Here is a 15,362-nt window from a genome sequence, read left to right as displayed (position 1 = left end):
AAAACTATATACGTTATGTAACTTAAGAATTCTTTTTGTAACTAAAAAAAGCACAGCTTCTAAAAAAGAAGCTGTGCTTTTTCTATCTAAAAATTAAGCATTTACTGTTTCTAAAGCTTTAATTTCTTTGTATGTTGGTTCCCACATTGCTGCTTTTACTGCCGCTTTAACATCTGTTGGAACTTCTTTTGCAACGCCATCTTTAATTGCTGCGTTAGCAACCGCTAAAGCAACGTTATATGATACTTCACGTAATTCTTCTACGCGTGGTAGTAATGAAGCACCCGGTTTGCTGCTGTCTACCATTTGAGCTACAGCGTGTGCACATGCTGCGAACATGCTGTCTGTAATAACTTCTGCTTTTACCACGATTGATCCAAGACCAAGACCAGGGAAAACAAAAGCATTATTAGATTGACCAATTTCATATTCCACACCACCGTAGTTAACTGGTTCAAACGGACTTCCAGTCGCTACAAGTGCTTTTCCTTCTGTCCAATTTAATAGGTTTTCAGGAGTAGCTTCCGCAAGCGGAGTTGGATTTGACATTGGTAAAATAGCTGGGCGTTCTACATGCTTCGCCATTTCTTTTACGATTTCTTCTGAGAATGCACCTGCTACACCAGACGTACCAATTAAGATCGTCGGTTTAACTTGTCTGACAACTTCTAAAAGAGAAATTTTGTCTTCTTCACGGTTCCAGTCCTTCACTTCTTCTGCTTTTCGTGCATAAGGCGTTTGGAAACCTAATAAGTCGTCCATGTCATCTGTTAAAAGGCCTCGGAAATCAACTGCCCAGAAGTTTTTGTATGCTTCTTCTTCTGTAATACCGTCTAATACCATTGCGTCACGAACTTGATCTGCAATACCGATACCTGCTGTACCCGGTCCAAAGATTAAAACGCGGTGGTCACGAAGTGGCATTTTAGACACTTGAACTGCTGAGAAAATAGCTGCAAGCGTTACAGCACCTGTTCCTTGAATATCATCATTAAACGTTAGAATTTCTTTTCCGTACTTGTTAATAATGTTACGAGCATTTACATTACCAAAGTCTTCCCAGTGTAACAGTGCGTTAGGGAATATTTCAAGAGATTTTGAAATAAATTGGTCCACGAAATGATCATAGCGCTCACCGCGGATACGTTCATGACGGTTTCCGATATATAAAGGATCATTTAATAATTTTTCGTTGTTTGTTCCTACGTCAAGAACAACTGGAAGTACTCTGCTTGGATCGATTCCTGCTGCAGCTGTGTATACGGCTAATTTACCGATAGCAATATTAATACCGCCAACGCCCCAGTCGCCAATTCCTAAAATACTTTCTGAATCCGTAATAACCATTAAATCAATATCTTCACTATTTGCATCGATATTTTTAAGAGCTTCTTCAATACCCTCTACATTATCGATTGACAAGTATACGCCACCCGGACGGCGATATTCATGGCTGTATTCTTGGATTGCTTGTCCAACTGTTGGTGTATAAACAACAGGAAGCATTTCTTTCAAGTGATCTTGCAATAAACGATAAAATAATACAGCATTACGGTTTTGTAAATCGTTTAAATATACATTCTTACCAAGGTTATCTGGCTGAGCTAAAAATTGCTCATATGCACGTTTTGCTTGCTCATCTAAAGTTAAAGTCATTGGAGGAAGTAAACCTTCCAATCCTAACGTTTTACGCTCTTCTTTTGTAAAAGCTACCCCTTTGTTTAACATTGGAGCTCCTAAAATTTCTTTCCCGCGTAAAGTCGTTTCGATTGTTTCATTATCTGCAAAAAATACGTTGCGCATACGACTATCTTCCTTTCTGTAGACTTGTATGACAAGCATACAAGTTGGTTAGATTTAAGTGATTAACATCTTATATGGATATTACATATTATTCAAATGTCCGTTAACTTTTTATGAATAGCATGCTAATTCATTTGACAATAGTATATTTTATGCCTATCTATTTCTGCTGTCAACTATTTTAGTAGAGCAATTTTTTAATTATAAAGAGGTTGAAATTTCTGAATTAACTATCTTTTATTAATTTTCTTTTTATATAGGTATTAAGAACCCTCTTTATTCTGTTCATCTCTTTTGGAAAGTCAAAATAATCCTTTAATATGGAAAAAATGTTTAATTATAAAAAATTTATTTTGAAATAATTTTAGTTTGCTTATAAAAGAATATTTTTTATTTTTTTGTCTATGCTGATTAGTGAATTACTATGAATATTCTTTCCTTTCTATCTATACATATAAACTACATAGTTCTTTTTTATAATAATGGAGGTTATTATATGTTAAAACCAGATACAGCTATTATTTTTGGATTTCTTATCGAAGAGGCGGCCAGTCGATTAGACGATCAAGAGATTAAAGAAATTGCGGCTAAAGAGCTAGAAAATGGAGAATTGGTGTTTGAAGAAGCCAGTTATTTTTATAAACGCTTTTTTATCCCTGCTTCTTCTGAATTAAGACAAGCTCTTCGCCGAGAGGTCTTATCGCTTCATTTAACATTAAATCAAATCAAAAATGCTCATGGTAACGGATCCATGTCTAAGATTGCTCATATGCATCAAATTATTGCAGAAACTGAAAAATCAACAAACGAACTTAACAGACTTTTAAATCTTGCGTTCTATGAGGGTGAAGACGATCAGACCTACGCCTCCTTCATGAATATTTTTTCAAATAAATCATAAAAAAACCGTCCTTAAGGACGGTTTTTTTTATTGAACACCTTTCATTAAACGCTGAATTTTTGGCGAAATCATTAGTACAATTACCCCTAAAATGACCGAAACTCCGCCCAATGCAGCGAAATAAACAACTTGCGAAATGTTTTCATAATATTGAACAAGCTGAGCATTGATTGCCTGTGCCGCTGCGCTTGTTAGGAACCACAAACTCATCGTTTGAGCAGAAAACGCTGCAGGTGCTAGTTTTGTTGTAGTTGATAGCCCTACTGGTGATAAACAAAGCTCTCCAACTACAACTAAGAAGAAGCTTAGCACTAGCCATAGCGGGCTCGCTAATGTTTCATTTCCATGAATACTAGCCGGGATAACCATGACAAGGAAAGAAAGCCCTGCAAATAATAGTCCTAATGAAAACTTCTTTGGTGTAGAAGGCTGTCTGTTTCCTAATTTCACCCAAATTGCTGCAAAAACTGGGGCAAATATAATAATGAATAACGGATTTAACGATTGGAACCAGCCAACTGGAATTTTAAAGCCGCCATACGTTAGCTGTGTATGATCTTTTGCATACGTTGCTAAAATTGTTGACCCCTGCTCTTGAATTGCCCAGAACATTACTCCAGAAACAAAAAGAGGGATATAAGCTAATACGCGTGAACGCTCATCAGCTGTTGTCTTGGGACTCTTATACATAACCACAAAGTAAATAATAGGAATAACAATCGCTAAAATACTTACAAATAAAATAACGCCTTCAACTGTTAAAATACCTGCTAAAGAAGTCAGTACAATAAAGATAGCAAGTACAACTACAGCAAGTGCAATAGTACCAAAAACTTTTTTGCGCTCTTCTGGTTTTAAAGGGTTTGGAACTTGTCTACCTGCACGCCCTAGGTTTTTACCTCGTGTAGCCATAAATACGATTAGGCCTAAAAGCATTCCTACTGCCGCGATTCCAAAACCTAAGTGATAGTTATACTTTTCACCTACTGTTGAAACAACTAGCGGCGCGATAAATGCTCCAGCATTTACACCCATATAGAAGATACTAAATCCAGCATCTCGACGGTTATCAGTCGGGCTATACATATCGCCCACAACGCTTGAAACGTTTGGTTTTAATAAACCTGTTCCGATGATAATCAAGAACATTGAAATAAACAGCGCTGTTACACCTGCTGGCAACGCAAGCACTAGATGTCCGAGCATAATAAATATACCGCCGTAAAACACCGTATTAGACGTACCTAAAATGCGGTCTGCAATCCAACCGCCAATAATTCCAGACATATAAACAAGGGAACCATAAATAGAAAAGATCGCTAAAGCGGTTCCTTGTTCCATTCCTAATCCACCGTTTGCAATTGTATCGTACATGTACAATACAAGTAGCGCACGCATTCCATAGTATGAAAAACGCTCCCAGAATTCTGTAAAGAACAAGGTAAATAAACCTTTAGGATGTCCGAAGAATCCTTTTTGAGGAACTGTTTCATACACTTTTTCTCTCTCTACCGACATATTCCTTAACCTCTCTTTCAACCGTAAACCATCATAGACAAAACTGTCAAAAAATTATGATGATATAAAAAAATAGAAACAAGAAAATTTTATTCTTATAAAATGATTCTGTCAATATCAGAATTTTACAATGAGTGCATAATATACGGTTTTTCGTTATAAAATTGCACCTATAAAAAGCTTTAAATCAAGATTTCTTTTCTTGAAATATCTTTTTGAAAAATTTTTTATACAAAACCCTTGATTACAAAGCATCTGATTATCTACTTTTCATACAACCAGATAATATTTTTATTTTTGGGAATTTTTTCTTTATATTTAAAAAGAAGCTTTATTATTTTTTCATTATGTTTCCTTCAACCGAAAATATACTTTTTTAAAATAATAAAACCCTCTTTAAAAATGTCTCTTTTGTTATAGTAGATACTCTTTTTTCACCTATGTAATACCTTTAATATAAGTCATCCTCATTTTTTTATGTAAAAAAAGAGATAAAAGGTTTATTTTTCACCTCTTTTTTCACTGTACCTACAATTTGACGTGTTCACCGTTTACCATTTGTCCTTTGTGAAGAGGAAACACACCTTCTTCTTTAGTGTATACAATCGTTCCTCTATTAATGGTAGTTAAAATAACGCTATTAAATACCGTTCCTTCATATATACTGTGCTTATGTTTGAAAACCATTCCTTCTTTTGTCACTTTTTCAGTTTGATCCAGATCAACGATAACCAAATCCGCATCGGATCCGAGCAAAATGCTTCCTTTTTTAGGATATAAGCCGAATCGTTTAGCTGGATTGGTTGATACAAGCTTTGAAATGTGAGAAAGAGAAATCCCTCTAGTGATCACTCCCTCACTAATCATTGCTTGCAAAGAGTACTGACCGCCTGATATTCCACCCCAAACTTTAAATAAATCATTCTGATGAGCTGTTTTTAACTCAATCGGGCAAGGAGAATGATCCGAAGAAATCATATCTACTTCCTCTGATTGAATACAAGCCCATAATTTTTCTTTTTGACTCCTGCTGCGAAGAGGAGGTGCACACTTAGCCGTTACGCCAATTTCTTCAAAGTCTTCCTCTGTAAAAAGTAAATAATGCGGACAAGTTTCCAGCGTAACGTTCATTCCATTCTTCTTTGCTTCCGTAATAAGCTGCACTGCTTCATAGCTGCTAATGTGTACAAAGTGAAGCGGACATCCCGTTTCTTCACCGTACTCAAGCGCTTGCTTTACTGCGTTTACTTCTGCTACAACCGGTCGCGTTTCTAAATAATCTTTAATAGCCGTTTGTTTTTGCTTCTGTTTAGCCTGTTCAAACTTTTGTATTAAGTCATTTCTTTCAGCATGCAGGGCAAGCACTTTATTTAGTTTTGCAATCTCTTTCATTCCTTCGTATAATGTGAGGTCATCTGAAAAATCAAATTCAGAACCGGCTTCTGACATAAATGCTTTAAAACCTATTACACCCGAATGAGCCATTTTGGCTAATTCTTCTTTATTACCAGGAACCAACCCTCCCCATAGACCGTAATCTACTACTGACTTTTGATCAGCCAGCTTTTTCTTTTCCCACAGCGCTGCTTCTGTTACGGTAGGAGGAACGCCGTTTAAAGGCATATCAAAATATGTAGTGCAGCCTCCTGCGGCCATAGATGCTGAACCGTAGTCAAACCCTTCCCAATGGTCTCGGCTCGGTTCATCAAAATGCACGTGAATATCAATCATTCCAGGCAGAACATATTTGCCTTTAGCATCTACGTATTTTTTTGCTGGTGTGCTAACACCTTGCGCTATTTCTGCAATCTTTCCCTTTTTAATACCTATGTCCGCTTTTACTATTTCATCTTCTAATACGACCGAACCATCCCGAATAATTAAATCGTACATGTTATCAAACTCCCCTTTATTTAACTACTCCATCTTCTTATTAAACGAAGCAGTCTGCTATTGTTCTATCATGCACTGTTTCCTTTAAAAAGTCTTTATCCTTGTAAAGAAACCTGACACATAGACTGGTTATTACGCTAGTAAATATAACTGAATTATCTGATTTTTACACTCACCATTTTGTCTAAACTTTTCTTTTTCATTTGGTCACTTTCACTAACTAAAAAGAGATTGAGACATAACTAAATCACTGGACGAACAAATTGGATAAAGGAGCTAGTATAGATTCTTTTGACCTTGCTGTTGATTTCCGTGCGAGCCTTTCCTTTCTGCTGGGTCTCACTTATTTCACTTTTCCCGCAGGAGTCTTCTCCTTGCCCACCAATCAACAGCTAGAAGCAACTACATACGCGAAACCTACGTTCACCCTAACCATAAAAAAATCCGAACGAGTTTGATTCCCCATCAAGAATCAAACTTGTTCAGATCTTCCTTCAACTAAAACCCTTTTGTCACAGTCTCTTTTAACTCTTTTTCACTTTTTGTGACATGGGCAATCTTACTGTAAATGTACTGCCTTTTTCCTGTTCACTTTCTACATCAATTTTCCCTTTATGTGTTTCTACGATCCATTTAGCGATTGCTAGGCCTAGTCCATGACCTCCCATTTGACGGGAACGCGATTTGTCAGCACGATAAAAGCGGTCAAAAATCCGATCCTTTTCATCTGGATGGATCCCAACGCCCGTATCACGTACTTTTAATATACATTCACTCCCATGCTGAACTACTTGAATGTTTACACTTCCATGAGGAGTTGTATATTTAATCGCATTATCTAACAAAATGTAAATCAGCTGAGTTAGACGCTCTTGATCTCCAGTTACCACTAATTTTTCCGGCGTATCCAGTTGCAAATCAATATGTTTAGAAACCGCTAGGGTTTCAACGGATTCCATTACCTTTTGCACCGCGGCTGTAATATCAAAGGGCATCATTGCTTTTTCTACTTTATTAGAGTCTGAGCGTGCAAGCGTAAGCAAATCACTGACGAGACTCGTCATGCGCTTCACTTCAGCTTTCATATTATTGATTAATTTTTTAGAAAAAGGATCTTCTGTTACTTCCTCCTGCATTTCTAAAGCGTTGATAGAAGAAAGCATAACGCTAAGCGGCGTTCTTAACTCATGGGATGCATCCGCCACAAACTCTTTTTGCTTTTGGAAAGCTGTTTCAATTGGGACCATAGCCCGTTTTGACATTAAGCGGCTGATATAAATGGCTACTCCTACAAACAGTACGGTAAGGCTTAACATAATAATAAGGAGCCACTTTAACAGCTGATAAAGAAATGAAACGTCTTTTCCAATATAAAGCATCCCTAAAAATTGACCTTTATAAAAAATAGGTTCACCCGCCATCATCAAATCAATATCTATTTTGCCTTCCCCGTTTTGCCCTTTTACTCCTTCAATGTGTTCAAAACTAGGACGGGGGGCTTTTATTCGTTCTTTCCTCACTTCATTTTCAATAGGGATCCACCCATCAATTAAATCTAATAAGTTAGAGCGAAGCCGCTCACTCGCTTCGTTTCCCATAATAAGATCCCCTTCAGGACTGATGACATAATAAAAAAACTGATCTTCACCGGCTACGACAATGTTTTTGTACTCTTCTTTTGACTGCTGATTCGAGCTGTTTATCGCTTGTTTAATTAAGATGCTTTGGACAATTCGAGACTCTTGCTTTAGCATGCTATTTAAGTTTTGCTGCTGACTGTTGGATACAACCACATACACCAATGCATAAACAATAAACACGAATAATAGCAGAAACAGCATCAGTAATGCGCTATATCGGAATGTTAAACGATTTTGCGTCTGGCTGAATAAATCTTGCTTTACTTTTTGTTTTACTTTCTGTTTAGCTCTTGTAAGGAGTTTAGCTTTCAATTTTGTAGCCTACTCCGCGAATGCTTTGAATAAGATCCTGTTTGTTGAATTTCTCTAGTTTTTTCCGCAAAAGTTTAACCGTCGCATCAATCGTTTTAATGGAAACATCTGATTCATATCCCCATACCCGGTCTAAAATAATATCTCGAGAAAGAACTTGTCCTTTGTTTTTCACTAAAAAATCTAGCAGTTGAAATTCACGAGGACTTAATTGAATAAACTCCTCGTCAAACTGCACGGTTTGACTTGCTCTTTTTAATATCATGCTGGCGATCTCTACTTCTTCTTCTAAAATTGGTGCATAATTACGACGAGACAAAGCGCGAAGCCTTGCAAGCAGCTCGTCAATTTCAAATGGCTTAATAACGTAATCATCCGCTCCCGCATCTAAGCCTTGTATACGATCTTGAACCGCATCTTTTGCTGTTAACATAAGAATAGCTCCCGCGTATCCTTCTTTTCTTAGACGTTTACATACATCAATTCCGTCTCCGTTTGGCATCATCCAGTCAAGAATTAACACATCATAATGCGCTTCAGATGCATAATCATATGCATCATTCCCTTCCGTCACCCATTCGACGTTATAGCCTCCTTTTTTCTTTAGCATATAACTAACTAATTCACCTAGCTGCAAATCATCTTCTGCTAGCAATACGTTCATTCCGCGTAACTCCTTCCTTCATCCGATACATGTCGCTGCATCCTTTTGTTTACTTTATTATACAAAAAGAATCAGCAGAAACAAGCTGCCTCTACTGATGTCTTCTTATTTTACTTTTTCCTATCTGTATTTAGTAAGGGAGCAAACTTCCGTCTACTAGTTTGCATCTTTTGTACTCTTTATGAATGCCTAACGATTTGATTTGAATATGAAGGATTTGATCCATTAACAGTTTCTGTCACCTTTACAACACGCCGGCATATTTCAGCTCGTACACCTCTGTGCTTCAATTGTTCGACGATTTTTTCTAATTTACTATAAGACGCTGTTTGTTTCATATCCATCCCCTCATTTCGTTAAGGTATTATTTATGAATCAAGTTTGTTTGTAATATCATACTTTTTCTTTAGCTTTTGTAACCATGTTGGATACTCTGTTTGGTATTTTTGATCAAGCAGCGTTTGCTTGATTTTTGCTTTGCTATTTTCATATGTTGCTTTTTGCGCTTCTTTTTTGCCTGTTACTTTAATAATGTGATAACCGTATTCTGTTTTAACAGGATCACTTACTTCATTTACCTTCATTGAAAATGCTTTGTTGGCAAAAGCTTCGACCATATCGCCTTTTTTGAAGTATCCAAGGTTTCCGCCATCTGATTTAGAAGCTGTATCTGTTGAATATTCTTTTGCTAGCTTAGCAAAATCTTCTCCTTTATCAAGCTTTGCCTTTACTTCTTTTGCTGTTTTTTCGTCTGCTACTAAGATGTGGCTAGCTTTCACCTGTGCTTCTGTAGCTAGTGAATCTTTATTTTGATTAAAGTACGATTTCATTTCACTATCTTTAATACTAATAGTCGACTCGACCATTTTTTTTGCTTCAATATTCGTCTTTAAATCTTTTTTCAGCTCTGACAATTTTACACCACTAGATGCTAATGCTTGATTTAGTGCATCTTCTCCCCCATACTGACTTTTAAGGTTTTCTAATTCAGCATTAATTTCTTTATCGGTTACTTTAATATTTTGTTTAGCTGCTTCTTTTGAAATGACTTTTTGTTCAATTAGTGAATCAAGGACGCTTGATCCTCCTTGAGCAAGAAGAGCATCGTACAGCTGATCTTTTGTGATTTTTTCATCACCAACGGTAGCAACCACCTTGGATTTATTCATTGCTACGGCACCAATAGCTACTGCAGCAATAATCACAACGGCTGCAATAATCATAATTATTTTGTTTTTAGACATCGTTAAACTCCTTTTCCATTTCTCATTACTTACCTAAACTTAAACTTTTGCGCCTTGGTAACGGTTTAAGCTCAATTAAAGGTCTTGCAATAGTAGATACGTATTTACTCGACAACAACCACGCCACTCCACAAGCTCCAATTAGAAGAATACTGTATCCTTGTACACTTTCTATCCAATCTCCAAAAGAAGATAGGCGGATATATTTAATCAGAAACCCATGTAGCAGATATACATAAAAGGTTTGAGCACCTCGAGATGTAAAAGACATCGTTTGTGTAGGGATCAAAGCTAGAAAGGAAATCGTCATGGCTAAGCTGATGCTATAAAATAGCATACGAATGGTCATTCCCTCTAATTGATTTACACCTAAAGAGGCATAAGATTTTGAACCAAATAACCACTCTTTCTCAAAGTCCGGTGCTATATACTGGATCCATAGAGCAATAATCAGCAAAGTGCCTCCAGCTACTTTTTTGCAAGAAACAGACGTCAACTTTTTAAAATGTTCTTTTTTCATATAAAATCCTGCTAAGAAGAAGGGAAAGAACACAAAGGTTCTAGAAAGGCTTAACGTTGTTTCCAGCGGTTCACATAAGCCAATCATAATTCCTAAAACTGCCGCAACGGCTAATGGATATTTGATTTTTGTAAAAATGAACAACATGGCGTTCCAACAAAATAAACTCAATAAAAACCATAGCGACCAAGCCGGCTGAAACACTGAAACTTCGAATGTGGATTCATCATACAGTTTATAGTCGTATACCGCATAGATAAGCTGAAAAATAATATAAGGAAGTAATACTTTCTTCGCCGCCTTCCACATATATCCTTTTTTTCGATATCCCTTTGCAAAATAGCCGCTTATTAAAATAAACGCTGGCATATGAAAGGTGTAAATAAATATGTAGAGCGTTCGTAGCCACTGTTTATCATTGATGAAGGGAGTTAACAAATGGCCAAACACTACTAATACAATTAAGATAAATTTTACGTTATCAAAATACGCATCCCGCTTAGCCATTTGATCTCCTCCTTTCTTTCGCGTTCTACGGATCTGTACGACGTGCTGCTGCGAATATCTTTTCTTTACATTCCTTACTATACATAGTGAAAATGAAAAAACAGTGAAAACCTTGCTTTTTTCTATTTTTAAATAAGGCGCGGCTAAATAAGTTTGACAAATGGCGCCTCTTTCTCTACTATATAGATACGCACCCTATCCAATTCAATTTCGCTTGTTGCGGGACACTTAACCAGTACGGATGGATAGGGTGTTTTTGTATGCAAAAAAAGCAGAAAACCTAGGTCTTCTGCTTTTTATTTTGCTATAGGCTGACTTTCGTTTTTTCTGTTTCCTTTTTTATTTTTCAAATAATAAAACAAGTAACAAAAAAGGACAAACGGAATACCGCAGTATAATGCGATACGCTGACTCTCATCAAAAGCCAGTCCTACACAAGCGGCAAAGCATAAAACAAACGCTAAAATAGGAACAATAGGATATAAAGGAGCTTTGTAAACAAGCTTCGATACATCATTCCCTTCTTTAATATAGCGTCTTCTGAACATAAAATGAGAAGCCGCAATAGCCATCCATACAGCTACAACCGCAAATCCAGAAATAGAAACTAATACTAAGTAAACAGTTGTTGGTGCAACCACGCTTGACAGCAAGGACAGACATGCCACTCCCATGCTGATAAGTAACGAATTAAATGGAACCCCTTTAGACGTTACTTTCCCTAACCAAGTGCTGACCATTTTTTGATCAGATAATGACCATAGCATTCTCGAACATGCATATAATCCTGCATTAGCGTTTGATAATAAAGCTGTTAAAATAACCAAGTTCATGATATCTGCTGCGTAAGGAATACCTATTTGATCAAATACCGTCACAAAAGGACTTTCTAACACTCCTGCTTGTTTCCATGAAATCAACCCTGATAGTACAAACATGGCACCAATAAAGAAGAAGAATGTACGCCAAATGATATTTTTAATGGCTCGAGGTATGTTCTTTTCCGGATCCTCTGTTTCTCCCGCCGTAATACCAATTAATTCTGTTCCTGAAAAAGCAAAGCTAACAGAAACCATCGTAATTAATACAGGCATAAGTCCATTTGGAAATAAACCGCCCTCTCCTGTAAAATGAGAAAGCATTGGCGCTTTTTCATGACCGCTAAGAGGAATGAATCCAAACATCGCTGCTGCGCCTAAAATAATAAATACAATGATCGTTAATACTTTAATACTTGAAAACCAAAATTCTGTTTCGCCGAAAAAACGTACAGATGTTGCATTTAAACCAAATAATAAAAGGGCAAACAGCGCGCTCCATATCCAAACCGAAACGTCAGGAAACCATCTTTGCATAAGCAACCCAGACGCTGTAAACTCCGAACCGACAGATACCACCCAAGTCAGCCAGTAGAGCCAGCCAACCGCAAAACCAGTTCCCGGCCCGATAAACTTTGTAGCGTATACTTGAAATGATCCTGATACAGGCATTGCTACGCTTAGTTCCCCCAGACATATCATGACTAAATACATAATTAATCCACCGATTAAATAAGCAAGGAGTGTTCCCCCAGGACCTGCTGCATTAATTGTATAGCCTGAATTAAGAAACAACCCCGTACCGATAACACCGCCAAGGGAAATCATAAATAAATGACGGCTTTTCATTTTTCTTTGTAATTGATTCATAGATGTTGTATTCTCCCCCATTATGTACCTCCTTTTTTATAGTAAGCCCATCTAAAAACTTGGTTTATTTACATATTCTCTATAGTCTCTTCTCTGCAGGAGTAGGCTCTATTTCTTCGATATGTACGAATTTTGTATATTGTATACAATATACACTTCTTAAATCTTTTTACGATTATATCATTTTTCAGATTTTTTACAACAATGAATAGTAAAAAATATTTCAATAATTCTATTTTTTATATTCTAACTAAGATTAAATGAAGTGATATGATATGATTATTTTTACACCTGTACGTTCTTTCATGCTATTTTTATACTCTTTCGTCACCATGACATGAAGAGAAGGAACGGCTGATGCGATATTTATTTTAGGGGGAAACAATGAACAAGGGGCCTATGATTTATCATTCATTAAAAGATCATGTATATAACTACATAGCAAGTCAAATTCAAGACGGTACACTGCTGCCTAACGACAAAATAAATGAAGCCAGTATTTGTTCTCAGCTGAATGTCAGCCGAACGCCTGTGAGAGAAGCGCTTATTAAATTGGCTTCAGACAACCTATTAGAATATAGACCGCGCAGAGGGTTTACTGTAAAGGAAATTGATACACCAAAAAAACTAGAAGTATTTGAAATCGTCGGTGCTTTAGATGGTCTTGCAGCTGCCCTGTCGATTGACCACTTAACTAAAGAAGATTTTACGGAGATGGATGAGCTTATTAAAAAAATCGATGTTTCGATTGAACTAGAACATTATCAGGATTATCAAAAATATCAAACGTATTTTCATCGAGTATATTTGAACCGATGCGGTAATGTGACCTTAAAAGAACAGCTTATATCTTTACAAGACGGATTCATCAGACAAACGTACTTTAGCGATGACACTAAAGAGCTATACGCCATTTTACATGTGATGAATGAACATCACCGCCACATTCTAAAACTTCTGAAGCAGAAAAAAAAGGCGGATGTTCAGCTTTACCTTCAAAATGTTCACTGGAGAATCGAATATCCAGAAATGATCTGATCAAAAAGAGATTAAGACATAACTAAATCAATCCAGTCAACAGCTAGAAGCAATGAAATACATGAAACCTACGTTTATCATACCAATAAAAAAATCCGAACGAAGTTGATTCTCCATCAAGAATCTCAATTCATCGTTCGGATTTTCTTTCAACTAACATACGGTTGTCGCAGCCTCTTTTATTTTGCTATAGCAGAACGGTGTTTTTCCTCTTTTACGTACCAAATGAACTTCCCTGTATATCCGTAAATAATTGCCAAAATAATAGAGACAAAGCTGAGCCACATAAACGGCAGATAAGCGAATGTAGAAATCCCAAGCGTTGTAGCTAGAAATACACCGTTGTCCGTCCACGGAACCATCCCTGAAGTTAAGGTTCCCCCTACTTCTGAGTTACGGGCAAGCACTAGACGCTGTATTCTTAACTTGTCATAACTTTTCTCCATAATTTTCGGTGTTAAAATCAATGAAACATACATTGCACAACCAAATATATTCCCTAATAACCCCACGAAAATAGTAGAAGCCGTAACGTTTCCTGAATTGACAAGAATTTTTTCAAATTTAGATAGCAGGACTTCTAAGACGCCGAGCTCATCTAATAACCCGCCAAAGCCTAGTCCAAAAATAATGACAATAATGGAACCGACCATGCTTAAAATTCCGCCACGATTTAACAGCTCACTTAAAAATGTGTTGTCGGTATTAATTTTAAATCCTTCATAAGCCGTATTAAATGCGCTCGCCACATCCATATGTTGAAAGACAACTGCCCATATAATTCCTAATAACGAGCCAATCGCAATTGCTGGAAGAGAAGGTTTCTTTAATGCTAAAAGGACAATGACAGCCAAAGCCGGAATCAGCATCCACCCGCTGATATGGAATGTATCCAACAGCGAAGATTTTAACCCTTCTACCCGTCCAGCATCAAAATCTTTTCCGCCATACATAAACCCTGTTACCGTAAATAATACTGCCGTAATGAGGTAAGCAGGAATATCTAACACTAACATTGCTTTTACGTGATCAATAACGTTCACTCGAGCCATTGACGCAGATAAAATGGTACTGTCAGAAAGAGGAGAAAGCTTGTCTCCAAAATAAGCTCCTGAAATCACAGCTCCAGCTACTAAAGGAAGCGGCATGCCTAAGCCTTGTCCGATTCCCATCATCGCGATTCCGGCTGTACCAACCGTTCCCCAAGATGTTCCTGTTGAAATCGAGGTAATAGAGCAAATGATAAGTGTAGCAAGTAAAAAGAATGTTGGATTAATAAACTCTAATCCAAAATAAATAAGAGAAGGAACAACTCCTCCGGCAATCCATGTTCCAATTAACGTACCGACGGCTAATAAAATTAAAATAGCTTCTAAGCCGTTTGATATTCCTCTTGTAATGGCCCCTTGCAGCTGATTATACGTATACCCAAGTCGTACTCCTAGCGCCATAACAATAAACCATGAAATAAATAAAGCGAGCTGAATAGGTAAATCAAAAACAGTTGCAAATGAAATAACAACTGCTAAAAATAAAGCAAGCACAATCATTATTTCCCACATAGATGGTAAACGGGTTGTGTTCAAACTAGCTCCTCCTAAACTGGTATGTAGATTCTGGAATGTGGTATCGTT

General features: G+C 37.0%; 12 protein-coding genes. 2 read left to right on the top strand and 10 right to left on the bottom strand.

Features of this window, described 5'->3' with window-relative positions; all coding sequences use genetic code 11:
- Positions 1–93: 93 nt before the first annotated feature.
- A complete protein-coding gene (locus tag U9R83_RS10010; RefSeq protein WP_014460404.1) occupies positions 94–1,803 on the bottom strand; it encodes an NAD-dependent malic enzyme in 1,710 nt (569 codons plus the stop codon).
- Between the two features lie 496 nt (positions 1,804–2,299).
- On the opposite strand from U9R83_RS10010, the gene U9R83_RS10005 reads away from it, so the two are divergent.
- Positions 2,300–2,704, top strand: a complete 405-nt coding sequence (locus tag U9R83_RS10005; protein WP_013056760.1) for a hypothetical protein — start codon at positions 2,300–2,302, stop codon at positions 2,702–2,704.
- Between the two features lie 27 nt (positions 2,705–2,731).
- Here the strand turns inward: U9R83_RS10005 and U9R83_RS10000 are convergent, their stop codons facing one another.
- From U9R83_RS10000 to U9R83_RS09965, 8 genes are all read right to left on the bottom strand, one after another.
- The gene (locus U9R83_RS10000; RefSeq protein WP_014460405.1) at positions 2,732–4,222 is read right to left on the bottom strand and encodes a peptide MFS transporter; all 1,491 of its coding nucleotides are present in this window, start codon (positions 4,220–4,222) and stop codon (positions 2,732–2,734) included.
- 528 nt (positions 4,223–4,750) lie between these two features.
- Positions 4,751–6,115: an allantoinase gene (locus tag U9R83_RS09995; protein ID WP_243556942.1), complete on the bottom strand. Its 1,365-nt coding sequence runs from the start codon at positions 6,113–6,115 to the stop codon at positions 4,751–4,753.
- Positions 6,116–6,639: 524 nt separating this feature from the next.
- Positions 6,640–8,067, bottom strand: a complete 1,428-nt coding sequence (locus U9R83_RS09990) for a sensor histidine kinase (protein ID WP_014460407.1) — start codon at positions 8,065–8,067, stop codon at positions 6,640–6,642.
- Entirely contained in the window at positions 8,057–8,731 is a 675-nt protein-coding gene (locus tag U9R83_RS09985) for a response regulator transcription factor (protein WP_013056756.1), read from the bottom strand. The genes U9R83_RS09990 and U9R83_RS09985 overlap by 11 nt, the downstream gene beginning before the upstream one ends.
- Positions 8,732–8,910: 179 nt before the next feature.
- Positions 8,911–9,069, bottom strand: coding sequence for a hypothetical protein (locus U9R83_RS09980; RefSeq protein ID WP_014460408.1), 159 nt, complete (start codon positions 9,067–9,069; stop codon positions 8,911–8,913).
- Between the two features lie 30 nt (positions 9,070–9,099).
- A complete protein-coding gene (locus U9R83_RS09975; protein ID WP_014460409.1) occupies positions 9,100–9,975 on the bottom strand; it encodes a peptidylprolyl isomerase in 876 nt (291 codons plus the stop codon).
- 25 nt (positions 9,976–10,000) lie between these two features.
- Complete coding sequence (locus tag U9R83_RS09970; protein WP_014460410.1) at positions 10,001–11,002, bottom strand: acyltransferase family protein; 1,002 nt, start codon at positions 11,000–11,002, stop codon at positions 10,001–10,003.
- Positions 11,003–11,298: 296 nt separating this feature from the next.
- Complete coding sequence (locus U9R83_RS09965; RefSeq protein WP_025752074.1) at positions 11,299–12,711, bottom strand: amino acid permease; 1,413 nt, start codon at positions 12,709–12,711, stop codon at positions 11,299–11,301.
- A 363-nt stretch (positions 12,712–13,074) separates the two neighbouring features.
- On the opposite strand from U9R83_RS09965, the gene U9R83_RS09960 reads away from it, so the two are divergent.
- Entirely contained in the window at positions 13,075–13,728 is a 654-nt protein-coding gene (locus tag U9R83_RS09960; protein WP_328575215.1) for a GntR family transcriptional regulator, read from the top strand.
- A 179-nt stretch (positions 13,729–13,907) separates the two neighbouring features.
- Here U9R83_RS09960 and nhaC read toward each other — a convergent pair whose 3' ends face one another.
- On the bottom strand, positions 13,908–15,314 hold the full coding sequence (gene nhaC / locus U9R83_RS09955; protein WP_182420675.1) for a Na+/H+ antiporter NhaC: 1,407 nt from the start codon (positions 15,312–15,314) through the stop codon (positions 13,908–13,910).
- Positions 15,315–15,362: the final 48 nt, after the last annotated feature.

The organism is Priestia sp. LL-8 (assembly GCF_036227845.1).
Lineage (GTDB): Bacteria > Bacillota > Bacilli > Bacillales > Bacillaceae_H > Priestia > Priestia zanthoxyli.
This window is presented reverse-complemented; position numbering and strand designations above follow the sequence as displayed.

Bases quoted from the DNA above. Each gene is read 5' to 3' on its own strand.
- U9R83_RS09995 (WP_243556942.1), bottom strand. From the start codon at position 6,115: ATGTACGATTTAATTATTCGGGATGGTTCGGTCGTATTAGAAGATGAA.
- U9R83_RS09985 (WP_013056756.1), bottom strand. From the start codon at position 8,731: ATGAACGTATTGCTAGCAGAAGATGATTTGCAGCTAGGTGAATTAGTT.
- U9R83_RS09965 (WP_025752074.1), bottom strand. From the start codon at position 12,711: ATGGGGGAGAATACAACATCTATGAATCAATTACAAAGAAAAATGAAA.
- U9R83_RS09960 (WP_328575215.1), top strand. From the start codon at position 13,075: ATGAACAAGGGGCCTATGATTTATCATTCATTAAAAGATCATGTATAT.
- U9R83_RS10010 (WP_014460404.1), bottom strand. From the start codon at position 1,803: ATGCGCAACGTATTTTTTGCAGATAATGAAACAATCGAAACGACTTTA.
- U9R83_RS09980 (WP_014460408.1), bottom strand. From the start codon at position 9,069: ATGAAACAAACAGCGTCTTATAGTAAATTAGAAAAAATCGTCGAACAA.
- U9R83_RS09975 (WP_014460409.1), bottom strand. From the start codon at position 9,975: ATGTCTAAAAACAAAATAATTATGATTATTGCAGCCGTTGTGATTATT.
- U9R83_RS09970 (WP_014460410.1), bottom strand. From the start codon at position 11,002: ATGGCTAAGCGGGATGCGTATTTTGATAACGTAAAATTTATCTTAATT.
- U9R83_RS10000 (WP_014460405.1), bottom strand. From the start codon at position 4,222: ATGTCGGTAGAGAGAGAAAAAGTGTATGAAACAGTTCCTCAAAAAGGA.
- U9R83_RS10005 (WP_013056760.1), top strand. From the start codon at position 2,300: ATGTTAAAACCAGATACAGCTATTATTTTTGGATTTCTTATCGAAGAG.